Annotated in this window: 23 protein-coding genes; 20 read left to right on the forward strand and 3 right to left on the reverse strand. The window is 33.3% G+C overall.

The annotated features are described in order from the left end of the window. Positions 1–394 precede the first annotated feature (394 nt). The 16 genes from H8R24_RS12740 to H8R24_RS12810 all read left to right on the forward strand — a co-directional run bounded on the left by H8R24_RS12740 (position 395) and on the right by H8R24_RS12810 (position 17,174). Positions 395–1,534: a transposase gene (locus tag H8R24_RS12740; protein WP_225876820.1), complete on the forward strand. Its 1,140-nt coding sequence runs from the start codon at positions 395–397 to the stop codon at positions 1,532–1,534. A gap of 289 nt (positions 1,535–1,823) precedes the next feature. Continuing rightward, the gene (locus H8R24_RS18460) at positions 1,824–1,955 is read left to right on the forward strand and encodes a hypothetical protein (protein WP_262891104.1); all 132 of its coding nucleotides are present in this window, start codon (positions 1,824–1,826) and stop codon (positions 1,953–1,955) included. Between the two features lie 333 nt (positions 1,956–2,288). Continuing rightward, positions 2,289–4,043, forward strand: a complete 1,755-nt coding sequence (locus H8R24_RS12745; RefSeq protein WP_187019588.1) for a tyrosine-type recombinase/integrase — start codon at positions 2,289–2,291, stop codon at positions 4,041–4,043. A 261-nt stretch (positions 4,044–4,304) separates the two neighbouring features. Further along, positions 4,305–6,359, forward strand: coding sequence for a T9SS type A sorting domain-containing protein (locus H8R24_RS12750; RefSeq protein ID WP_187019586.1), 2,055 nt, complete (start codon positions 4,305–4,307; stop codon positions 6,357–6,359). Between the two features lie 382 nt (positions 6,360–6,741). Further along, complete coding sequence (locus H8R24_RS18090) at positions 6,742–7,992, forward strand: HNH endonuclease signature motif containing protein (RefSeq protein WP_222617404.1); 1,251 nt, start codon at positions 6,742–6,744, stop codon at positions 7,990–7,992. A 186-nt stretch (positions 7,993–8,178) separates the two neighbouring features. After that, positions 8,179–9,039, forward strand: coding sequence for a helix-turn-helix domain-containing protein (locus H8R24_RS12760; protein ID WP_158728195.1), 861 nt, complete (start codon positions 8,179–8,181; stop codon positions 9,037–9,039). A 67-nt stretch (positions 9,040–9,106) separates the two neighbouring features. Next, positions 9,107–9,640: a carboxymuconolactone decarboxylase family protein gene (locus tag H8R24_RS12765; RefSeq protein WP_187019584.1), complete on the forward strand. Its 534-nt coding sequence runs from the start codon at positions 9,107–9,109 to the stop codon at positions 9,638–9,640. 28 nt (positions 9,641–9,668) lie between these two features. Then, positions 9,669–10,061: a DoxX family membrane protein gene (locus H8R24_RS12770; RefSeq protein WP_187019582.1), complete on the forward strand. Its 393-nt coding sequence runs from the start codon at positions 9,669–9,671 to the stop codon at positions 10,059–10,061. A 4-nt stretch (positions 10,062–10,065) separates the two neighbouring features. Beyond that, the gene (locus H8R24_RS12775) at positions 10,066–10,476 is read left to right on the forward strand and encodes an OsmC family protein (protein WP_099171169.1); all 411 of its coding nucleotides are present in this window, start codon (positions 10,066–10,068) and stop codon (positions 10,474–10,476) included. A 197-nt stretch (positions 10,477–10,673) separates the two neighbouring features. Continuing rightward, positions 10,674–12,650, forward strand: a complete 1,977-nt coding sequence (uvrB, locus tag H8R24_RS12780) for an excinuclease ABC subunit UvrB (RefSeq protein WP_187019580.1) — start codon at positions 10,674–10,676, stop codon at positions 12,648–12,650. Positions 12,651–13,009: 359 nt separating this feature from the next. Beyond that, a complete protein-coding gene (locus tag H8R24_RS12785; protein ID WP_187019578.1) occupies positions 13,010–13,444 on the forward strand; it encodes a hypothetical protein in 435 nt (144 codons plus the stop codon). Between the two features lie 9 nt (positions 13,445–13,453). Further along, a complete protein-coding gene (locus H8R24_RS12790) occupies positions 13,454–13,945 on the forward strand; it encodes a hypothetical protein (RefSeq protein ID WP_187019577.1) in 492 nt (163 codons plus the stop codon). 316 nt (positions 13,946–14,261) lie between these two features. Next, positions 14,262–14,930, forward strand: coding sequence for a hypothetical protein (locus H8R24_RS12795; protein WP_187019575.1), 669 nt, complete (start codon positions 14,262–14,264; stop codon positions 14,928–14,930). Between the two features lie 56 nt (positions 14,931–14,986). Further along, positions 14,987–15,280, forward strand: a complete 294-nt coding sequence (locus tag H8R24_RS12800) for a hypothetical protein (protein WP_187019573.1) — start codon at positions 14,987–14,989, stop codon at positions 15,278–15,280. Further along, a complete protein-coding gene (locus H8R24_RS12805) occupies positions 15,273–15,521 on the forward strand; it encodes a hypothetical protein (RefSeq protein ID WP_187019571.1) in 249 nt (82 codons plus the stop codon). Before H8R24_RS12800 ends, H8R24_RS12805 begins: the two co-directional genes overlap by 8 nt. Before the next feature lie 417 nt (positions 15,522–15,938). Further along, positions 15,939–17,174, forward strand: a complete 1,236-nt coding sequence (locus tag H8R24_RS12810; RefSeq protein WP_011964239.1) for a TCR/Tet family MFS transporter — start codon at positions 15,939–15,941, stop codon at positions 17,172–17,174. A 158-nt stretch (positions 17,175–17,332) separates the two neighbouring features. Here H8R24_RS12810 and H8R24_RS12815 read toward each other — a convergent pair whose 3' ends face one another. Next, a complete protein-coding gene (locus H8R24_RS12815) occupies positions 17,333–17,611 on the reverse strand; it encodes a hypothetical protein (RefSeq protein ID WP_222617403.1) in 279 nt (92 codons plus the stop codon). Between the two features lie 89 nt (positions 17,612–17,700). Continuing rightward, entirely contained in the window at positions 17,701–17,919 is a 219-nt protein-coding gene (locus tag H8R24_RS12820) for a hypothetical protein (protein ID WP_187019569.1), read from the reverse strand. A 224-nt stretch (positions 17,920–18,143) separates the two neighbouring features. Between H8R24_RS12820 and H8R24_RS12825 the strand changes: the two genes are divergently transcribed. Both H8R24_RS12825 and H8R24_RS12830 read left to right on the forward strand, forming a co-directional pair. Continuing rightward, positions 18,144–18,317, forward strand: coding sequence for a DUF2158 domain-containing protein (locus tag H8R24_RS12825; RefSeq protein ID WP_187019565.1), 174 nt, complete (start codon positions 18,144–18,146; stop codon positions 18,315–18,317). 176 nt (positions 18,318–18,493) lie between these two features. Then, positions 18,494–18,976 carry a hypothetical protein gene (locus H8R24_RS12830; protein WP_187019563.1) on the forward strand — a complete coding sequence of 161 codons (483 nt, stop codon included), beginning with the start codon at positions 18,494–18,496 and terminating at the stop codon, positions 18,974–18,976. Positions 18,977–19,229: 253 nt separating this feature from the next. On the opposite strand, the gene H8R24_RS12835 is transcribed toward H8R24_RS12830, so the two are convergent. Next, on the reverse strand, positions 19,230–19,502 hold the full coding sequence (locus H8R24_RS12835) for a hypothetical protein (RefSeq protein WP_187019567.1): 273 nt from the start codon (positions 19,500–19,502) through the stop codon (positions 19,230–19,232). Between the two features lie 217 nt (positions 19,503–19,719). On the opposite strand from H8R24_RS12835, the gene H8R24_RS12840 reads away from it, so the two are divergent. Both H8R24_RS12840 and H8R24_RS12845 read left to right on the forward strand, forming a co-directional pair. Then, positions 19,720–19,893 (forward strand): DUF2158 domain-containing protein, encoded by a 174-nt coding sequence (locus tag H8R24_RS12840; protein ID WP_187019565.1) that lies wholly within the window; start codon positions 19,720–19,722, stop codon positions 19,891–19,893. Between the two features lie 176 nt (positions 19,894–20,069). After that, entirely contained in the window at positions 20,070–20,552 is a 483-nt protein-coding gene (locus H8R24_RS12845; RefSeq protein ID WP_187019563.1) for a hypothetical protein, read from the forward strand. The last annotated feature ends 742 nt before the right edge of the window (positions 20,553–21,294 follow it).

Genomic DNA, 21,294 nt, shown 5'->3' on the forward strand with positions numbered 1-21,294 from the left:
AAGCCTAGTAAGTCGCACAATAACTGCACTTGCTAGGCTTTTTTATTTAGAAGTACTATTGCCCCAATACACTTTTCACTTTTCACTTCTTATCAACAACTTGGGCGTGCCCCTGCTTCCACTCCGTTGCAGCAGCGTCAGGCTCATATCTTTGCTTTGAATACAGATATATGAAATACTTAACTTTGAAATATTATTTGATAACAAAACAAAGTTGCATAATCGTGGTCGGGCTAGATACATTTTAATGATATTGACGGATAGGAAGATCAACTTTGTTTTTATTACATATAAGCCTCAATAAGTACTTAAGCACTAGATTAATATTTAGATGTTGTATAAAAAATGAGCAAAGGCATGTGCAATATTTTGTTATCGTAAAAACAAAAAAATTATGAATTTGAAGTATTCAGTAGGATTGGACATTGCTAGTAAAAAAATTGACATTTGTATGTCAGTAATTGATAGTAATCAGAGAGTAATTGTTGTTTCAAGCAAGTCATTTTTAAACACTTTAAATGGATTTAAAGACATGGATGAATGGGTTGTAAAAAACCACAAAGAAAAAGAAGTTCCGTTGGTTCTATGTATGGAAGCCACTGGAGTTTATCATGAAAATTGTGCTTTGTATTTTTCTGAAAGAAAATATAACACTTCCATTATTTTGCCAAATAAAGCAAAGCATTATTTAATTTCATTGGGATTAAAATCAAAAAATGATAGTATTGATGCCAAAGGATTATCAAAAATGGGAGCCGAACAATGTTTGAAATTATGGCAACCAATGGGTAAATTTTTCTATGAACTACGACAATACACAAGACAGTATCAAAATTTACAAGAACAAAAAACAGTTTTTAATAATCAGCTTCATGCTCTAGAACATGCAATGTTTAAAAGCAAAAAGATGATAAAACAACAACAAGACACCATTAAACTCTTTGATAAGCAACTCAAAGAACTTGAGAAATTAATAAAGAATCTGATATATTCAGATGAAATAATAAAACAAAAGGTATCTAATATTTGTAGAATAAAAGGAATTGGAATGCTTACGGCAGCAACAATTTTAGCAGAAACAAATGGCTTTGAATTGTTTAAAAATTATAAGCAATTAGTCTCTTATGCAGGTTTTGATGTTGTTGAACGAGAGTCTGGCACCAGTACCGGAAAAACAAAAATATCAAAAAAAGGCAACAGTCATATTAGAAGAGCATTATTTATGCCAGCCTTTGTAGCTGTTAAACATCATGAAAAACCAGCAATAGATTTATACAATCGAACCATTGAAAAACATGGGATCAAAATGAAAAGTTATGTTGCTGTGCAAAAAAAACTATTGGTCCTAATATACCATATTTGGAAAAAAAATGAGGAATATGATCCAAATTATTTAGAGAAAATCAATCAACAGCAAGAAAATATAACCAATCTTTTAAATGAAGAGAAAAACAAAAAAAATAGCCCCAATCAAGTCGAGGCTATACCAGATAAACAAATCATTATTGAAAATGAAACGCTTTCTATAGTTTAACAAATATATAAAAATTAAAAGAAAATCATTAGGATTTTAAGATAGTACCTATACACTGCAATCTTTTATTTTTTTAAAGAAAAAAAATAAAAGGATTTCCGTTGCTATCCTTCACGCAACTCGGCATACACGCACGATCCGTTTATTTCATTAGTAACGGAGATGATCTCGACTCCGTTCGATTTGACCAGATATAAAAGCTAAATGTAATCATCGATGGCTTCGGTTTTTCAAAAAGAATCTCGACTCCGCTCGATTTGACACTTAATGATGTAACACGTTTTTTGTTATGATAGCTAAAAAGAATCTCGACTCCGCTCGATTTGACAATTTAAAACAACTAGAGGAGGAAGCGATAACTTCTCTTTTCCCAAAATCAATCTCGACTCCGCTCGATTTGACAGCTCAAGTTGTTGCTTAGGGCGTGCTTTTTTCATTCGATACAAAAAAACGAAATCAATCTCGACTCCGCTCGATTTGACAAGATATAAAAGCTAAATATACTTATCGATGGCTCCCTTTTTCAAAGTCAATCTCGACTCCGTTTGATTTGACAATTTAAAAAAGAGTTTATCAATACTTTAAATACCGAAAAAACGCAACTGTATTTCAATCATCTAATGTTTACTTTTTTACTTTTAATTATGACTTGCCTACCTGTTCATAAATAAAAATCATAGCCTATTAAAAATCAACCTATTAATACTGTATTATTTAAAATAAAGTAGTATTTTAGTTGCATTATAATCTTGATATGCAAATAATTGTAAAAAAGATATGGCATCGCGATGCGGATCGAATTGGACTTTTTTTTAAGTATGACAGTGCTACAATTGCTCAATTGAAACAATTGGGAGCTGTTTATAGCCAATCGTTACGTTGCTGGTATCTAGATTACAATATAGTGAGTTATAAATTGATTAGTCAAACCTTTAGTGATCTGGTTATTGACAACCCAAAAAAAACAAAAACGCAACCGCTGGCCGGCCTTAAAATAAGCCGTGACCTTCCAGCCATAGCCACAAGCGACCTTCAGTTAGATTCGGCACCCGTGCTGCATAACCCTGAACATATAACGAGTACAACATCGTTAGCAACCAACATGCGTTTAGAATTACTGCCTAATTTAGGTAAATACTGGGTTTTCAAGATGCACTATTACCAGCATATTAGTAAGCAATTACTTGCTAACAAAGGGGTATATTGGAATGCCAACTATAAGGTGTACATGGTCCTGAGAAACAACAATGCCAAAACGGAGGTCGAAAACATATTGGGAGTACCTGCGTTTTTTCCTGAAAATGATTGTTATAAGAAGGAAACCATATTTACATCCGAATCTATCGTGATAAAACCACATACCGAAGACCCAAAATGGATGGAGGTCTACATGCCACCTTATGTAGTATTGCGGGAAAAGATAAAACGGTTCTCGATGGCGCGCTACAGCACCATCAAAGATTGTTACTTGCTACCCGCCGCGCCAAGCGTATATGAGGCAATGAGTATGCAATTTGAGCCTCATAAAGTACTTATCAACAACAGACTCCCAAAAGGGTATTTGCTGAAACAAAATCTCCCAAACAGGAAGCAACTGGATTTACGAAAAACCAAGGAGCAGCTTTTTAATCAGGTACCCGCTGCAGCGCATGAGTATATCACGATGATGGTAGACACTATTCTAGCGCTGAATTACAGTAGCTCTACCATGCGTACTTACACGAGTTCGTTTTTACAGTTTTTACGTGATCACCAGTATAGAGATCCTCATACTGTTACCCAAAAAGAAATTACAAAGTACCTTGCTTCACTTATGGAACGTGGTCTATCGGCTTCGTCAGGTCACAGTATGGTGAATGCCTTATTGTTTTACTACCAACAAATAGAACATCAAAAGGGTTTTGAGTTGAAACTACCACGCCCTAAAACCGAGAAAAAATTACCCGCTGTTCTAACCATGGAAGAATGTTTAGAAATTTTTAGAGCGGTAGACAACCCCAAACACAAATTACTATTATTAATAGGTTATGGCGCAGGTTTACGAGTGAGTGAAATTGTAACACTAGAATGGCGCGACATCTTATTCTCTGAACATAAAATACATATCAAAAACGCCAAAGGGAAGAAAGACCGCATGGTGATGTTGCCCTACTCTATTGTAAATTCTTTGGAGATTTACAAAAAACTGTACGAGCCCAACAAGTATGTTTTTGAAGGCCAATTTGCAGGCGAGCCATATAGTACTGGCAGTGCGCGATCTGTGATGAGACAAGCCTTAAAAAAGTCAGGATTAGAAAAAAAGGCAACGGTACACACCTTGCGTCATAGTTTTGCGACTCATTTACTGGAGAGCGGCACGGATATAAGATACATTCAGAAATTCTTAGGACATGCAAGCATTAAAACGACAACTATTTATACACATGTTTCAAAAATGGCGTCGGACAAGATTGTAAGTCCGCTCGATCGTCTTGTGGATGAAAATAATAAGAAAAAACTGAATGAGTGATGTATAATATCCAAAAAGATGTATATATTTGATGTTATATACAAGTTGGCAGTAATTCCCCCTAGACTCCCGCCCTGACCCCGTAAGCTAACGGCGGAAGAGCGGAAAAATGAAGGGAATTTATAAGAAAAAATGGTTTTGTAAATATTTGATTTACAAAACATTAACAAAACGTTAGTTAGAATTATATCGTAAAGAAAGAAAAAACCTACTCGAAGATAAGAGTATTTAACAATAACTTTTAAACTTAATTTTTTAATAATGAAGAAAAACAAACAAATTATAAGAATATTTTTATCACTATTCTTGTGCTATACATCAATAGCGAAAACCATAAATGCCTCAAATACAACATCAACCTACACTTCAATTCCTGATATCAACTTTGAAAAAGCATTGATTGCTAAAGGTCTTGACTCTGGTATAATTGACCACCTAGTCCTTACTGCTAATATTTCCAGTCTAAAAACTTTGAATGTTTCAAATTACAATATTTCAGATTTAACAGGAATACAAGATTTTGTAGCTTTGACAAATTTGTCGTGTGATAAAAATCAATTAACGACATTGGATGTAACCAAAAACACTGCTTTAACTTATTTAGATTGCTCTTCAAATTTATTAATAGCTTTAAATTTAAACACTAATACAGCATTATATAGTTTGACTTGTAATTCAAATCAGTTTACAACATTGGATTTGAATACGAACCTTAAATTATGGTACCTATATTGTAATTCAAACAAATTAACTACAATAAACTTAAATAAAAATACAGATTTGTTTGTTTTGGAATGTAATTTAAACCAATTAACTGCATTAGATTTAAGTCTGAATACTGACTTAGTTAGGTTATATTGTACATCAAACCAATTAGTAGAACTAGATTTGAGTAAAAACAATAATCTTAATACTTTAGTTTGCGATTCAAATCAATTAATAACTGTCAATATAAAAAACAGTCACAATAATGCAGGAGGTACATTCTCTTTTTTAAATAATCCCAATTTAGGTTGTATTCAAGTAGATGATAAATCATTTATGGATACTAAATATTCTAAATCAAAAGAATCATATTCAACTTACACGACAGATTGTTCAAGTTTTAGTGCTTTTACTTATATACCGGATGTTAATTTTGAAAATTATTTGATTTATAAAAAGATTGAATCAGGTATTGCTGATGGAAAAATTTTAACAGCAAAGATTGACAAACTAACTAGTTTATCAATTACTAGTTCTCCTACCAATCCAAAAATTGATGATTTAACTGGAATTCAGGATTTTATTTCTCTAACTTACTTAGTGTGTACAAATAATAATCTAACTTCTTTAGATTTAAGTAAAAACATAGCTTTGACTGAATTAAATTGTAGTCAAAATTACATAAAGAATCTAGATTTAAGTAATAACTCAACTTTAAGTAATTTAGATTGTAGTTATAATCAAATTATGACTTTGGATATAAATAAAAATCCTCTATTGAAATATTTGGATTGTACTAAAAATCAATTAACTACTTTGGATATAAGTAAAAATACAGCTTTAAATTATTTAGGATGTAGTTATAATTTTTTAAGTACATTGGATATTAATAGTACGGCTTTAAAAACTTTAAATTGTACTACAAATCAATTGCAAGTGTTAGATCTAAGTAAAAATGTTTCTTTAACTTATTTGGGTTGTGCCTTAAATAAATTAACATCATTAGATGTTAGTAAAAACATAGCTTTAACTTCTATAGATTGTAGTGGAAATCAGATATCAGCTATGGATGTAAGTAAAAACATATATTTAACTTCATTAGGTTGTTCTTCAAATCAAATTACAGCTCTAGATCTAAGTAAAAATATAGCTTTAACTGTTTTAGTTTGTTCAACAAATCATTTAACAACTTTAAACTTAAAAAACGGCAATAATTTTAAATTAAACACAGTTAATATTCTATACAATCCGAACCTAAGTTGCGTTCAAGTTGACGAAAAAACATATGCAGACAATAATTGGTCTAATTATTATAATAAAGACATTACCGCCAGTTATCAAAATGTTTGTACCAACTTGTCTGACAAAGATTTTAAATTAGATTACGTTTCTATCTACCCAAATCCAACTAAAGAGAAATTGAACATTAATAATATAACTTTAAACAAAGTAACAATTTATGATTTATTTGGCAAAAGTATAAAAACATTCAATTTTGATAGTAATGCTCTAAATAATGAAATCGATTTGTCTGATTTATCAAAGGGAATATATTTGGTTTCTATAAAATCTAACGAGACACTCATAATCAAAAAAATTATATTGGAATAATCTAGATTATTAGAATCAAAAACAATAGTTAATCAAAATAGGCTGTTTTTAAACAGCTTATTCTTTTTACATATTAAACGAGGAAATTTGCTTTGAAATTAAAAATAAATCAATTTTGAAAATACTACAACTTAAGAATATATTTGAACGTTGAAAATAAAAATAACTACTGCCAACACACGCTACAAGCAATTTGGGTATTAGGCTTAATGGAAAAATTGGTTTGTATTTGAAAGATTTGGCAAATCCGAAAGATAACGCTGATTTAGTCCCAAACTGCTTGTAGCGCGAGAACGTTGGCGGTCAGTTTGGCAAAAATCGCGACAATGCTAAAAACTCTAAATGAACCCAAAAAAACGTAATTAAAAAAATCAATATTACTATGCGCACTTTTATTTTTATTGTATTTTCCGCTCTTATTGGCTATTTAACAAAAGATGTTTGGGTAGAAATTAACCCTTGGTATTATAAGGTTGCTTTTTTAACTACAATTATTTTAATTCCTTTTATTTTATACTCTATTGCGGCTGAAATTGCGTTAGAATCTGGTTGGTTTGGTGGTATGCTAACAATGATTATTATTATGGTTTTTGACAATTATCTTACTACGGCAATGTCTTTATGTATAATTTCAAAATCGCATAATGGTTTTTTTGATTACTCTGGTTTTGCGTTAAGTTTTGAACTTTTAAAATTACCTTGGTATTCTTACGCTGTAAGCGGAATAATGGGCCTAATTACTGGAGCTATAGGAGATAAACAAAGACAAATTGAAAGAGAAAACGAGCAGAAAGCTCTTTGGCTTGGTGTATATCTTTTAGCAGGACAATTTTTGGGTATAGCCGTACCTGAAATGACACCAATTATTAGTAGAGTTACTCCTATTGTCACCACTGTGTTGACTGCTGAAACTGCTACAAAAGCAAGTAGCTTAGCAATTTCTGAAACTAGTAAATTAGCTCAAAAAAATGTAATCAATAAGACGGAACCGATAATTATTACTGCTGCAGAAGAAACAACAGAAAGCATTTTGAAAGTCAAATATTTCAAACATTCTTATCTTAAAAACGGAGAAACTAAAATTTTAAACATTCCAGACTTTACAAAAACTTCAGTTACTGAAATTAAATTACCCAAAGATTTATATCTACAAATTGATAAAATTCAATTTGAAAAAGCTACTAATTTATATAACGAACAACTTCTTAAAAATCCAAAATTACTAGAGCTTCTTAAAATTACAAATCGAGAAATGTTAAAAGAAGATTTGTTGTACCTTCAAAAAAATAAGCCATCAATATTAGAAGCACAAACTAAAATGTTGGAAGCAACTAAAAACAATAATTTAATTGATCAAACTAAGTGGTTAAAAGAACTTCGTCAAAGAACTAATAAAATAACATTCATTCATACTCCAAAAGGAAAGCCTTATAGTTTATATACAGAAAAAGAAATTTTAGCTAAACAATTAAGTGATATTTCTAATTCAAGTAGCAATACTCAAGGCAGAATATTTGGCTACATCTGGCATCATAGTGAAAAACCTGGTGTGATTCAACTAGTAAGAAAAGACGTGCACGAATTTAATAGACATACTGGCGGAAATGCAATTTGGGGAGGAAATATACGATAGAATACAAACAATGAATAAAAAACCGAACCGCCAACAGCCGTTTGGCAAGATTGCGAATTTTGTGGTAAATTCACGTTTACGTTTCGCAAGATTATTTATCTTTAACGGAAAATAAACGGTTACGAAGTTCGCAACCTCGCCAAGCGGCAAACCGTTACCTGCCATTTTGAAAAACAAACCACAACAATGAATTATACAGGACAAAATAACGAAATTTTAGAACTCAAAGAATATAAAAAGGATGAGCTGTTAAGGCTTGAAAAAGACTTAAATAATCCGCTTTTATTTATTTGGGTTAAGGGAAAAGACTGTGAAATAAAGTATGAAGGAACAACTCAAATCATAAAAGACAATACTATTTTATGCTTGACAGTTTTTCATAGAATTGAGTTCAACAATTTGGAAACGGCAAGAATTATAAAATTTAACCGGGAGTTTTATTGTGTTTTAGACCACGGCAGCGAAGTAAGTTGTAAAGGTTTATTATTTTACGGTGCTACTCAACTTCCATATTTTCAAATCCCAGTAGAGGAAATAGAAAAATTTGAAACATTTTGGCAAATGTTCAATATAGAAATGCAATCAAAAGATGAACTGCAACTAGAAATGCTACAAATGATGCTCAAAAGGTTTATTATACTTTGTACTCGTATACATAAACGCCAATATAATATTTCTAAACTTGATAATAAAGAGGTAGATATAATTAGAGAGTTTAATTTTTTGGTAGAACAGCACTTTAAAACCAAGCACACCGTAAAAGAGTATGCAGACCTGATGATAAAGTCGCCTAAGACAATATCCAACACTTTCTCACAATTATCAGACAAAAGTCCGCTGCAAATCATACACGAAAGAAAACATTTGGAAGCCAAAAGAATGTTACGATATACCGACAAAGCAATCAAAGAAATTACCTACGAATTGGGCTTTGAAGATATACAGACTTTTAGCCGTTTTTTTAAAAAAATGGAAAATATTAGCCCTTCCGACTTCAAAAATTCATTTTTGGGAAATATTGCCAACTCATCGGGTTTAATGACCTAACAGAAGGCCTCTTTAAGACTGCATCTTTGCATCGTAATTAATTTATAAACAATATAAAATTAAAAAGATGACAAATTTCACAGTTCCCACCCGAGGAGAAGTATCGGAAAACAATCAAGCCATTTTTGACAACTTGCAAAAAGGTTTAGGCTTTGTACCCAATTTGTATGCCTATTACGCAAAAAACGAAACGGCACTAGGCGATTATCTTGCTTTACAAAATCGCAAATCAACACTAAAAGCCAAGGAAAGGGAGGTAATTAATTTAATAACAAGTCAAATTAATGGTTGCCGTTATTGCCAGTCGGCACACACCGCATTAGGTAAGATGAATGGCTTTACAGAAGACCAAATCATTGAATTGCGCAAAGGTTCTGCCTCTTTTGATTCAAAATTAGATGCCTTAGTAAAATTCACAGCATCCGTAGTAGAAAACAAAGGAAACGCAACACAAGAAAGTAAAGATACTTTTTTTGAAGTAGGCTATACAGAGGCTAATTTGATTGATGTAATAATCGTTGTGGGCGATAAAGTAATTAGCAATTACATTCATAATCTAACTGGGTTTTCAATAGATTTTCCAATAGCAACAGAACTTTAATCTTTATAATCACTTAAACAATAACACAATGAAATACAGTAATTTAATAATTCGCATAGGTTTTGGTTTACTCTTTGTTTGGGGTGGCTTAGAGAAATTTTTTGAAGGCTTTTTAGGAGGCGTAGGTCTTCAAAAAGGGGCAGATATTCTAAAGAGTAGTGGTTTGAGTTTTTTAGGAGACAGCGGCACTTTTGCTTTAGTAGCACTATTAGCCTTTTTAGAATTGGCTGCAGGTATATTGGTGCTTGCTAATAAGCAACTTAAATACGCTTATGGCTTTTTAGCATTCATTATGCTTATGGCTTTGGTATTGGTTCATATTCCATCAGGAAATTGGATGAACATTATGATACACATAGCTTTATTTACAACTTTTTTAGGCTTAGCTCTAGACCATTTTTCAACTTCAAAAAGCAACTAAAACAATGGCAACAGTAATCAAAATTAAAAATCTACAAGAAGGTTATCAAAGCATTATTACCAACGGTACACATAGTATCGTTGGCGATGAACCAGTTAAAAGTAAAGGAACAGATTTAGGACTTAGTCCATCAGAGTTGGTTCTAAGTGGCTTGGCTATGTGCAAAGTAGCCACGGTAAGATATATAGCACGACAAAAAGGTTGGGTAATAGGTGAAGTAAAAGCCGAACTATCTCAAGAAGTAAAACGTGAAACAGATGGGCTAAAAACCAATATAAAAATAGGTATTCAGATAGAAGGCAACATCACCCAAGAACAAAAAGACGAGCTATTAAAGCAAGCAGATGCCTGTTACATCCATCGTCAAATAATGGGAGAATGGAATATAGAACACGCCACCGAACTGCAACAATAAAAACGGCAGGTAACAAGGGTTTTGCGATAGTGGGGCGACAGTGCTTAATTCAACATTTGTGCTTATATTTGGCATCTGTGTTGAATTGAGCATTTGTGCATTTAATTCCCCACCATCGCAAAGCCCCAAACCGTTGGCGGTAATTTTAAACAGACGACCCGAAACTAAAACAATTCAATATTCAAAAAAGAAAAAATATGTCAGAAGGACTTTTTATATTACACTCAAAAAACATTCCGGCAGGCGACCAGCCAATGGCTATTGCAGAGCTTATTGACGGTTTGGAGTCGGGAGCAAAACATCAAACACTCAAAGGTATCACAGGTTCGGGTAAGACCTTTACAATGGCGAATATCATTCATCGGATGAAGCGACCAACGCTGATTTTAGCACCGAACAAAACCTTGACCGCACAACTTTATGACGAAATGAAACGGTTCTTCCCCGAAAATGCTGTTGAGTTTTTTGTTTCTTACTATGACTATTTTCAGCCCGAAATGTATCTGCCCGGAAGCGACCGTTTCGTTGAGAAAGATTCATCTATCAATGAACATTTAGAAAGATTACGCCTTTCAACCACAAAATCGCTCATAGAGCGCAGAGATACGATTGTAGTCGCTTCGGTATCGTCAATTTATGGTCTTGGCGACCCGAAAGATTATCGGGCATTGCAAGTTCATCTTACATTGGGACAACCTATTCAATTAGATAAGTTGGAACAAGGGTTAGCACAGTTACAATATGAACGCACCGAACGCAAGTTGAAACGAGGCACTTATCGGATTGACGAAAATACCATTGATATTTTCCCTGCCGATTCGGAATACAAAGCCATACAACTAATTTTAAACAATGAAGTAATTGGTTCGTTGCGTTGGATAGATTCCGCTTCGGGCAATCATCTTGAAGACATTACTCAATATGCTATATCACCAAAAACACTTTTTGCACCGTCAAAAGTGCAGGCAGAGGAAGCAGCAGAACAAATCTTGATTGAACTTGACGAACGTGTTGCACAACTCAATCGTGAAAACAGATTGGAAGAAGCCGACCGTCTTTACGAACGAATTACCAATGACGTTGAAATGCTTCGGACTGTTGGCTATTGTTCGGGTATGGAAAATTATGCAAGTTATTTTAGCGGTCGAGACCCTAAGCTGCCGCCTACAACTTTGCTTGATTATTTGCCGAAAGGCGGACTTTTGTTTATTGATGAATCTCACGTTATGATTCCGCAAATTTCAGCAATGTATAAAGGCGACCAAGCACGCAAAGACACGCTGATTGATTACGGGTTTCGTCTTCCTTCATCAAAACATAATCACCCATTGAGTTTTGAGGAATTTGTAAAAATAAAACCGCAGACAATTTTCGTTTCTGCAACACCAAGCGATTATGAATTAAAAGTTTCAAAAGGACGGGTTGTTGAACAAGTTGTAAGACCAACCGGACTTCTTGACCCGATTGTAGAAGTGCGTCCTTCCAACGGTGCAATTGACAATTTATTGAACGAAATCAAAACTTGCGTAAGTGCGGGTAATCGTGTTTTGATTACAACCCTCACAAAGGCAGCAGCCGAAAATCTTAATGAATACATTGAGAGCAAAGGTTTTCGTGTGAGATATTTGCACTCGGATTTTAAGACTACTGAAAGAACGGAAATCTTAAACGATTTGAGAGCAGGAGAATTTGATATTTTAATAGGTATAAGTTTATTGCGTGAGGGATTGGATATTCCAGAGGCTTCCCTGATTGCGATTTTAGATGCCGACCACGCAGGATTTCTGCGGTCATCGAGTGCATTGATACAGATGATTGGTCGTGTAGCCAGAAATGTGAACGGAAAAGCCATTATGTATGCCGACAAAATTACCCCTGCAATGAAAGAAGCCATTGACGAAACCAACAGTCGCAGACAACGGCAGATTGCCCATAACAAAGAAAATAACGTTTCGCCTGTTTCTTCTGTCCGTAAGCTGAATGCAGATACCACAGAGGAAGAAGAGATATTCTTTCATACGGAAGAGTTCTGCAAAAATATTGAGGAACTTTGCGACAGGATTACCGAAAAGGAACAACAGCTTTTGTCCGCTTCGGACGAACACAACGAAAAACGCATAGAAGAAATACGACAACAATTAGACAGGCTTTATCGGCAATACATCTATGTTTGATAGGTTATTACGGACAAGTATTTACAACTTTTCGCTTGTGCAACACGGACGACAAAAAAACTACCGCCAACAAGGTATTGCCGCAATGGGGGCTGATGTGCTTCTATGAAACTTTTGTGCATAAACAAACGGCAGTGCTTCTATTGAACATTTGTGCTAAAAATCCCCCACTGCGGCAATACCCGGCACGTTAGCAGATATTGTTGAGAAACCGAGTAGAAACAAGGAATATCTTCAAAATTCAAAACTTAAAAAATATCTTTTAACGGCGGGAAATTAGCTGAAAAACCGAAAGCCAAAAAATGACTTTTTACACCAAAAAAGCATAAAATAAAGTAAGCATAAAATAATTTATATTAATGAAAACAAATTTTTTCAAAGCAACAATTTTAGCATTAGTTACAATTTTTACAATTTCTTGTTCAAAAGATGACAGTTCAAGCACAACAGAAACAAATACAAGTGGTGGAACTACAATTAGCACTTGGGCTAAATTTACAGTTGCAACTTCAGCAGGTGTAGTTAAACCAAACTATATTGTAATGATGTTTGAAACACCATTTTCACCAACTGCACCTTTACCAACTATTATTAAACAAGTAACAGCAGATGCTAATGGTTTGGCAAATTTTGATTTAAACACTTTAGTAACAACTTCAACACCAAAGAAATATTATTTTGAGGTATTTACACAATCTGGAACAAGTTATACTTTAAAAACAACTTATTCACGATATGATAGTGATTTTGTAAAAGGCTCACATTTAACAACAACTTTATTGGTAAACAACTAAAATAGAAAAATGAAAAACAGAATTATACTTTTAGGATTAACTTTGACTTTAGCAAGTTGCGGAAGCTGGAACAGAATTGGAGATTTAACAACAATCGGAAACAGAAATGTTGATGACAGCAAAAAATATACACTTTTAACTCGTGAAGTTGAAGCAAAAGCGGAAGCAGATAATGATGCACTAGAACAAGCAGTTGACAACTTAACTCAAAAATATCAAGGAGAATTTTTACGAAACGTAAAAGTTTATGTTAAAAGCAACGGTAAAAAAGTAAAAATTATTGGCGATGTTTGGGGAACACAAAACACATCAATAAATGTATCAACCGAAGCAAATGCAAAAGTTACTTTGAATGTTGGAGATAGCGTAGTTTTCAAAAGAAAAGGAAAATTAACTGACGGAAAAATTATTGGAGTTAATGCTAACTTGGTAATTGTTGAATTTGACGGCGACAAAAAAGTGGAATTAAAATATGATGAAGTAACGAAAACGAACAAATAAAAATTACAACATCTGCTAACAGCAGTTTGCAAAAATGGCGGGTTTTGGGCTTAATTTAAAGTTGGTTTTGTACTTGCAAAGTCAGTGTTTAACCGAAAGTTTAGGCTTCCTTAATCCGCCACTTCTGCAAGCTGCATCACGTTATGGGCTAGTTTAAACGAAATAGCGGTCAGACAAGAGAACTACCGGAGTACAACTTTGATAGTTCTTAAAATATTTTTCGCAAATGACAAATAAAAGTTGAGACCAGAAACAACTTAAATAAACGGGGCGTAATCTGAAAAGCCAAATGAGTAGGAAATTAAATTAAATAGGTATGAAAATATTTAAATACAGAACTCATTATGGTGGACAAGGAGATGTTACAGGTACAATAGAACATTTAGATGACCTTACAACAAGTGATAAAGAAAGATTCGTGAAACAACTTATCGCAAATAAACACGGTCTAGATGTTTCTAAAATGCAATCCACCTGTTTCGTTACAAGAGATAGAGATGCTGAAAAAGGATTTTCTAGCAATGGAACAAATAATACCAACTCAAACCAAGTAAGTAATTCAGGAAGTGGACTCGGTAATTTAGCGGAAGGTATTGGTTCAGGTGTAGGCAGTTTAGCGGGTTTGGCAGGTAAAGGTGTTGGTTCTTTTTTTGACATGGTTGAAAAAGATAAAGAAAACGATAGAAGAAGACTGCAAGAGGTAATAGATAAAGGAAGCGAAATCTCCGAAATCGAATTTGGCACTACTGCAAATGAAATACAGAGTCAATTAGAACAATTAATAGCTTATAGCAATTCTCTTACCGAAAAACAGTATCCAATAAAAAAAGCAGTTTATTCTAAAGTAACTTTTGGCATTATGCGTTTAAGAAGTTTAGGTGCTACTGACAATGCAATCTTCTTCGAAACTGAAAGCAAAAAAATCAAGCCAAATTTATGGAATGCATTTATGTTTTTTGCGTCTGGTGGATCCACAGGACGATGATATTTAATAATTTGAGCAATTAGGTGTAAGAACCTAATTGCTTTTCTCTTAAGATTATGAAGAAAACAATAATTAAATCAATTGAAGACATTCTATTTAACAACTACGAAATAAATATTGAAGAGGAAATTGCAGATGAATTATTTGAAAGAAAAGAAATATTAAGAAAGGAGTTACTCAATAAAAGCACCTTAGCGAAAATTTTAATGTTGACGAATTCTATTCAAGATATATTAAAAGAAGGCAATCAAGAATCCAACGAGTTTAAATCTCTTGTGGATAGACTTTTAAAAATGGATAATGCATTAAATCGTGATGAAATAATAAACAAAATTTTAAATAATGAATAAATTAAAACTTATTGACTGGGACATTATGAACAGAGTTTACTATTGTTTATATCAAAAACAAGATAATTACAGAGTAATAACGACTAATGTAAATAGTGATTTAGATAGACTAACAATAACAAATGAAAATGGTGAAAAATTATTTTCTATTGATAAGAATCTTAGCATAGAGGCACACGACACAAAGACAAGGGAAGAAATCTCAAATTGTTTTACTGAAAATGGAATTCACGCATCGTAAGATAAAGCAAACCAGCCCATAACCGCCACTACAACGGATTTGGGCATTAGGCTTAATGGAAAGATGGTTTTGTATTTGGGATGATTTGGCAAATCCGAAAATAGGGCTTAATTTAGTCCCAAACCCGCTGTAGTGCCAAGACGTTAGCGGTCATTGTAAAAAGACAGACAGTACAAGCATTAAACGCCCGACAAAAAAACTAACACTTCGTTGGTCTTGTTAATTATTTTTCGCAACTCGACATTGACTTCTTAAACTTTGTTTATATTTGTGCCATTATGAGGCAATAATATTTTCATAGCGTTCTACGCTTTTTTTCTTAACCAAATCTGGTTGAGACTCTTCTTAATTAAATTTATTATTAACAAACTGCATTATACTTTTCAGAGTAATGCTATAATTTATCGCTTCATAAAAATGAAATCAAATCATAAATCAACACTCATATTTGTATTAATAGTTGTCGTAATTGACACCGCAGGTTTTGGACTAATTTTTCCAGTTCTACCACAACTACTAATTAATCTACTTCATTCAGACATCAGCACAGCCGCCAAATACGGAGGCTGGCTCTCATTTGCTTATGCAATTATGCAATTTGTTTTTGCACCAGTTTTAGGGAATTTAAGCGACCAATATGGCAGGCGACCAGTACTTTTAAGCTCATTGTTTGGGTTTAGCATCGACTGCATTTTTCTTGCTTTTGCACCAAGTATTTTGTGGCTTTTTGTTGGGCGGACAATTGCAGGTATAACAGGAGCAAGCTATTCCGTTGCATCTGCTTGTGTTGCCGACATTAGCACAGACGATAATAGAACTAAAAATTTCGGACTTATAAACGCAGGCTTTGGTTTGGGGTTTATAATTGGACCCATAATTGGCGGAACATTGGGACAATTCGGAACTCATACACCCTTTATTGTTGCTGCTATTTTAAGTTTTATCAATTTTATTTTCGGCTATTACTTTTTCCCGGAATCGTTAAAAGCAAATAACCGCAGGAAATTTGACTGGAAAAGAGCTAATCCATTTGGTTCCCTCAAACACTTACAGAAATTCCCATTGATAAAAACTTTAGTGCTACCAATGATTTTTGTTTCCATCGCTAATCACAGTATGGAAAGTGTTTGGGCATTTTTCACCATTGAAAAATTTAAGTGGAGCACCTCTCTTGTTGGCTACTCATTAGCATTTATAGGCATTCTATCAATTATCGTTCAGTTATGGTTAGTCAGTATTTTGGCAAAAAAATTGAGCGACAAACGAATGGCAGTATTAGGATTTGTACTTATGATGACGGGCTTTTTTCTGTTTGCTTTTACACCGTGGCAATGGTTGCTCTTTACCGCTTTATTACTTTTCATAGTTGGTGGAATTCAAGGCACAGCCGTTCAAAGTATTATGTCTTCTGCAATGCCCGACAACGAACAAGGTGAACTTCAAGGTGCTTTAGGCAGTTTAATGGGCTTGACAACTCTGATTGCACCACCGTTAATGACAAGCAGTTTTTCTTACTTTACGGGAAAACAATCCGAGATTTATTTTCCAGGAATTCCTTTTTTAATTGCTTCAATATTGACATTAATTAGTTTAATTTTGTTTCTTAAAAGTTTTAAAAAATCAAATAGACTGATAAAATCGGTGGACAAGTAATGACCATATAGACAGAAAACAACGAACCGCTAACAGCACCTAAAAAAAATGGCGGGCGAAGTGCGAATATAAACAGTTGTGCAACTAATAAACATTGTGCGTTTAGACAGTTTAGTGTTCCAAAGCCGCCACTTCTTTTAGCCGCAACCCGTTAGTAGCTATTTTTTCCGAACTGGCTCATACAACGAATTACCAGTTAAAATTATCGGTACAATTACAGTTTCTACACCAATAACACTCCATACTACATTTCCTGTATTAACCTTGTAAATAACACTATCGTTTTTCATTTCGGCTTCATTCATCCATCCATAAGGCTCTACAATTACATCCTTGCCGTTAATATTAATTTTTTTACTGTCAGCACATCCGACAAATAAAACAGCTACTAACATCGTGTATAGTAGATTGCTTGCATTAGGCATTTTTTTAAACATATTTTTTTTAATTTAATGATTAGTAATTTTTGGAGGTATTAGGTTCAATCGGCGCAACCTCCCATACACGCCGTCCGTTAACAATAATACTAGGATTGCGTTTCAATAGGGACGTCTTTCCATTCTCGATTTCCTAAATTACTTGTATGTAGTTGTTGTAAAACATTTATATTTTTCTGTAAGCTTCTACCTCCTACTAACTGACTATTAAAATCATTAACTAATCTGTTTACAAATCTTAACTGAACGCTTGGTTGCCATACTTCGACAATTGTTAAATACCCTATTCTAATTGTTTCTTTTTTCATAATAATATTCTGTTTTAAAATTAAGTCCTATTGTTAACAGCCAGTATATTTCAGCTTTTACATTAGTGCTTAGGTTATTAATTTTTTGTGTTTGTTTTTATCGTTCTTAAATTTTTACAATCGGTTTACTTGCAAGCCGAAATTATACTGGCGACCCGTTGGCGGTCAGTTCATCAGAACGTACTCGGAAAAAAGAATGTTTCATAATATTAAAATTTAAAAAGATGATAGTAAAAGAAGGAATGATTGTTTGGTTAAAAACCGGTGGACCAGCAATGACTGTTTCAAGTTTAGCTCGTCCAAATACTTGGATTTGTAAATGGTTTGTCGGAACAAAATTAAGCCACAGTCAATTTAAGTCCGAAGACCTAACGGACAAAGACCCTAATCAGAAATAAAAGTTAAGTCTTTTAAGTCGTGAATTTCTGTATGTAGTTCTGTATCTATAAAATACTTACATACGGCTTTTTCGTTTGAAATTATCTCACTCAAAGTCATTTTGTGAGAATGTTTAGATGTAGAAACTACATTGCCTGATTTAAATTTTTCTTGCATAATAATTAAAATATAAAAAATGATTAATAAAAAAACAATCCTATTTGCATTACTTGTGTGTATTTATTCTTGTGGTAAAAAAGAGCCAAGTAATATAACTCCAGAACCAACTTATGAGTACAATTCAAATTCGGAACAAGTTTCTGACCCAACTATTGAACAAACAGAAGTAACAGAAATAGCAGATAATGAAACTATAACAACCGCACAAAAATTAGCTACATTAGATTCCGATTCTCCTGAAACAATCCAATTTGACGATTATCGAGTTCTTGAAATTCAAAAACACTTATATCGGCTTTCAAAAGCATTTAATGAAACCGAAGAAAGTATCGGAAATACTACACATAGTACAAGCATACTACTTAAAAAAGAAAAAGGACTAAACTATTCTAATCTCGAATTATTAAGAGTTGCAGATAAAGATTTGGACGAGATTAAAGATAGCGGAGTGAAATATGCAGAATTTATGGCTCTGCTAGCAATGATGACCGAGGAATAGCTGTAAAAAAATGAACCCGAAAGGAACTAATCGTATTTTTCATAATAATTAATTTTAAATTGTGTTTCTGACTTTAAAACGGCGCAGAATCTAAACCAAAAATTGTAATAAATAAAGAACCGAACCGCCAACAGCAGTTACAAGAAATGGCAAAATATGTGGTAAATTTACGTTTACGTTTCGCAAGAACTTTTATCTTAGCCGAAAGTATTCGGTTACGTACTTTGCCACTTCTTGTAGCTGCAAAACGTTATCACTCAGCTTGGTTAGAACGTTCAAAATTATCTTTAAAATATTGTTCAGCAATTAGCCATTGGTCTGAATAGTCTTTTGGATTCCTTGCAATCATATCGCCAATTTTAGGGCTTCCATTATTTTTATCGGCATCAGATATAGATATATTATTGCCAAAGGGGTATTCTGATATATGTATAAATCCGTGATTCTTAAATATATTAATATCTTTATCTGATACTTTTCGCATTTCTGAAATTTGTGTTCTTTTAAACTCTTTAAATTCGTTCATTTTGTTTAGTGTTAAAAAGCCGAAGTGATAACAGCGTATTGCCAAAAGTGGCAGTTTTTTAGTATCATCACGTTTTCGTCTTCGATTAATATTTATTTTAATTTGAAATTATCGTTTTCATAAGTTGCCACCTTCGGCAATACGCAAAACGTTGGCGGTCAGTTCATCAGAACGTACTCGGAAAAAAGAATGTTTCATAATATTAAAATTTAAAAAGATGATAGTAAAAGAAGGAATGATTGTTTGGTTAAAAACCGGTGGACCAGCAATGACTGTTTCAAGTTTAGCTCGTCCAAATACTTGGATTTGTAAATGGTTTGTCGGAACAAAATTAAGCCACAGTCAATTTAAGTCCGAAGACCTAACGGACAAAGACCCTAATCAGAAATAAAAGTTAAGTCTTTTAAGTCGTGAATTTCTGTATGTAGTTCTGTATCTATAAAATACTTACATACGGCTTTTTCGTTTGAAATTATCTCACTCAAAGTCATTTTGTGAGAATGTTTAGATGTAGAAACTACATTGCCTGATTTAAATTTTTCTTGCATAATAATTAAAATATAAAAAATGATTAATAAAAAAACAATCCTATTTGCATTACTTGTGTGTATTTATTCTTGTGGTAAAAAAGAGCCAAGTAATATAACTCCAGAACCAACTTATGAGTACAATTCAAATTCGGAACAAGTTTCTGACCCAACTATTGAACAAACAGAAGTAACAGAAATAGCAGATAATGAAACTATAACAACCGCACAAAAATTAGCTACATTAGATTCCGATTCTCCTGAAACAATCCAATTTGACGATTATCGAGTTCTTGAAATTCAAAAACACTTATATCGGCTTTCAAAAGCATTTAATGAAACCGAAGAAAGTATCGGAAATACTACACATAGTACAAGCATACTACTTAAAAAAGAAAAAGGACTAAACTATTCTAATCTCGAATTATTAAGAGTTGCAGATAAAGATTTGGACGAGATTAAAGATAGCGGAGTGAAATATGCAGAATTTATGGCTCTGCTAGCAATGATGACCGAGGAATAGCTGTAAAAAAATGAACCCGAAAGGAACTAATCGTATTTTTCATAATAATTAATTTTAAATTGTGTTTCTGACTTTAAAACGGCGCAGAATCTAAACCAAAAATTGTAATAAATAAAGAACCGAACCGCCAACAGCAGTTACAAGAAATGGCAAAATATGTGGTAAATTTACGTTTACGTTTCGCAAGAACTTTTATCTTAGCCGAAAGTATTCGGTTACGTACTTTGCCACTTCTTGTAGCTGCAAAACGTTGCAATAAATAATCTCGCTGAGCTTTGCGTTTAAAAAAAATCAGAAAGTAATCGTTTAGCGGAAAGTACTTTGGTTAAATTAAAGCGATGTAGTTTGCGTCGAAATGGAATCTACCAAAATTGCTAAGCGGAAAATAAATTGGTTAAATGAAAGTGATTCTGTTTGCGTTTAAATTGAATTTGGCGAAATCGTTAAGCGGAAAAAAATTTGGTTAAATGAAAGTGAAGCAGTTTGTATTTAAAAGTATTGCGCTGAAAAACCGAATTTTGAAAATAATTTTTGTCAATAAAATTACTTATTGCAACACTCGTTTTGCCGTATTTGGGTTTTAGTGGAATTATCGTTTTTAATTCGTAATTTCGTTCAGTCGAAAAGACTCGTTTTCAAAACTCCCAAACACGGCAAAGCGAGGAAACGTCAGGCTGTGAAAAAACCTCATTTAGTCGCTATTTTGACTTAAAATCATCCTCATAAACATCACTACAATCGT

This window comes from Flavobacterium muglaense, from assembly GCF_014305155.1.
GTDB lineage: Bacteria > Bacteroidota > Bacteroidia > Flavobacteriales > Flavobacteriaceae > Flavobacterium > Flavobacterium muglaense.